This window comes from Nostoc sp. (assembly GCF_036916985.1).
Classification (GTDB): Bacteria; Cyanobacteriota; Cyanobacteriia; order Cyanobacteriales; family Nostocaceae; genus Nostoc.
Map to the genome: position 1 here is coordinate 1 of NZ_JBALFD010000072.1, position 2,870 is coordinate 2,870.

General features: G+C 40.3%; 1 protein-coding gene and 1 pseudogene. Both read right to left on the reverse strand.

What is annotated here, in order from left to right:
* Positions 1-94 precede the first annotated feature (94 nt).
* Positions 95-406 (reverse strand): annotated as a pseudogene (locus tag V7L07_RS24115) (cytochrome d ubiquinol oxidase subunit II); the annotation flags it as partial.
* A complete protein-coding gene (locus V7L07_RS24120) occupies positions 394-1,830 on the reverse strand; it encodes a cytochrome ubiquinol oxidase subunit I (protein WP_335061366.1) in 1,437 nt (478 codons plus the stop codon). The gene V7L07_RS24120 and the pseudogene V7L07_RS24115, both read right to left, overlap by 13 nt.
* Positions 1,831-2,870 lie beyond the last annotated feature (1,040 nt).

Sequence of the window (2,870 nt, forward strand, 5' to 3'; positions counted from 1 at the left end):
TCTTCAATGTAATTCAGTATATTACTCATTGTTTATGTCAAAAAATACCTCATGATGCTCTTTTACCACAAAACATACTATTTTGGAGATGTCTAAAGGATACGGCGCGGAAGATAAACCCAATCACCATTAGAGTAATAGGGATGTACAAGGCGTTGACAATAGTAGCGTAGGCGAGGGGAAAAGCACCATACAACAAACCTCCCGTACATACCAACCAAGTTTCATTGGCATCCCAAACACTGCTTAAGGTATTGATAATTATCCCGCGACGTTCTTCGTTAGCAGCAGTCAGTGTCAGAATCCCCACGCCTAAATCAAAGCCATCTGTGATTAGATACAAGGTGAGGAACAAGGCAACAAGTCCAAACCAGAGTAGTGGTAGAGTAGTATTTATGGCTTCCATGAAATCTCCGGTTGTGTTGCGGTAATGTTTTCTGTCTTGCTGTCCTGTAGGAAAGCATGATTGGGCAATGGTAGTTCTAAATTTGGCCCTTGGCGGACAATACGGCTACCAAAGTATAAAGCGCTGGCGAATAACAGCAAGTAGATGCTGGTGTAGGCAATTAGTGAAACTAGAACATTGCTTGCTGGTACATTAGAAACAGCATCAGCAGTACGGATTTGCCCGTAAACAATCCAAGGTTGTCTGCCAACTTCTCGCACCATCCAGCCACATTCAACAGCAAGATATCCTAAAGGTGCAGCCAATATCCAAGCACGCAGCAACCAGGGTTGTTCGGTAATATTTTCTACAGATAACTTACCCCGTAACCATTGGATGACACTCACTCCCATCAAACCCACGAGCAGGAAACCAATACCTGCCATGATGCGGAAGGTATAAAATATTAGGGAAACCGCATGGGGTCGGTCTTGAGGTCTCCACTCATTTAAACCAAGTACAGGTTCGGAAAGCTTGGGCTTCATTTCCAAAACCCTGCTTAAACCACCTGGTACGCTGAGTGTCCAGTTGTTCTTACCCTCTTTGACATTCGGTAAAACCAAAATATTCCAAGGTGCAGACTCACCAGCCGGTACAGTTTCCCACAAAGCTTCCATTGCTGCTAATTTGGTAGGTTGGTTGTGGTATACTTGTTCACCACTGAAGTGACCAACAAGAATTTGCAGTGGAGTGATGAGAATAGCCAGAGCGATCGCCGTTTTGAAAGATTTGCTGAAAAATGCTTGATGGCGTTTGTTGAGAATATACCAAGCACTGATCCCACCAATTACAAACAAGGCGGTTTCGAGAATAGCCAATACCATGTGAAACCAGCTATTCAAAGCTGCTGGGTTAAAAATGGCTTCTAGGTAACTACGAACCAAAAATTTACCATTCACCATTTCCCCAACTGCTGGTGTTTGCATCCATGAATTGGCGACAATAATCCAGAAAGATGAAAGAGTAGCACCAATTGCCACAAACATAGTTGCTAGCAAGTGCATAAGCGGTGGCACCCGATTCCAACCATGTATCATAATGCCGAGGAAAGCAGCCTCTAGCATAAATGCCATCGTGCCTTCAAAGCCTAAAATACTGCCTAAAAAGTCACCAACAGCTAAAGAAAATGGTGCCCAGTTTGCGCCGAATTCAAATTCAATCGCTACGCCTGAAGCAACACCAAGTCCAAAATTGAGAATGTAGATTTTTGACCAAAAACGTGCATGGCGATAGTAGTCGGGATTTTTTGTTTTTAGCCAGAGTATTTCCATCACAACCAAATACCAAGACATCCCAATTGTGAGGATAGGCCAAAACATGTGAAAAATGCTGGTGACAGCAAATTGGATGCGCGAAAGCATCACTGTATCTGAGAGAAAATTCATAGCTTTTCCTCCAATTTTCTTGCCATCAAGCAAGTTTGAACAGTCTGAATATTCAATTGGTCAAATAGTCAAAAATTGTGAAACTCTATCCACAAGTTCTTATCCTTATTGGATAGACTTTACGATGAAGAGTTAGGCTCTACAAGTAACAAATCCTTCCATGATAATTCGTAATTAGTAATTAGGCTCTATTCGAGACGCTGCACTAGTACCGTGCGGCGTAAATACACATACCATCTTTGAACCCTCGCATCAGCTAAATTTTCGTAGCTTTTAATGGTCTGCTTATTTCCGCCGTGTTGTACTAGCCTAATTCGTAATTAAATAGGGTTCGATACCCGTCATGAAACATAACTACGAATTACGAATTACGAATTACTAATTATTTGAAGAGCTTCCTTAATTCTTCCTCGTAATATTCTCTATTTAACTAGAGATGTCCAGTTGATTTCTGTATTTCTTGCCACTTTCTAACACCGGATACAACATTAATCACGCAACAAAAATTAAACAGAGCCTCTTTAAATGCCTATCCTGGATATTCATCACTCTAACACTAACATTCAACAAAAGTCTCTGACAGACTGTCTTGTAAGCTTGTTAACTAAATATCAAATACATTTTTAAGCACAAATATGGTTTGACATATTGTCTTTTGAGACCGCTATTTAAATATGATATAAATTATCATCATGTTGGCTACTAAAAGTAGTATGACAATATTTAAGCGTAAAACTGTATTTCATACTGTTAGCCTTTCTTGAAATAAAATAAACAGGCTGTTATATTAGAGGATGTTTGATGAACTAAAAACCCATCAAAACAATCAGAATGTAGGAAAAAATTAGCCCATAGTTGAATACGGTTCAGTTAAGGATAATTGTAGGTTGGGTTGAACTTTAGTGTTACCCAACAAATGCTCGAAAATGTTGGTTTTCGTTCCTCAACCCAACCTTGTATCTTAGAAATAGTAGTAGACCGTCCCAACCTTGGTCAAGAAAGACCGCTTCGTAGCATGGGTCACTACAACAATCTCTTTG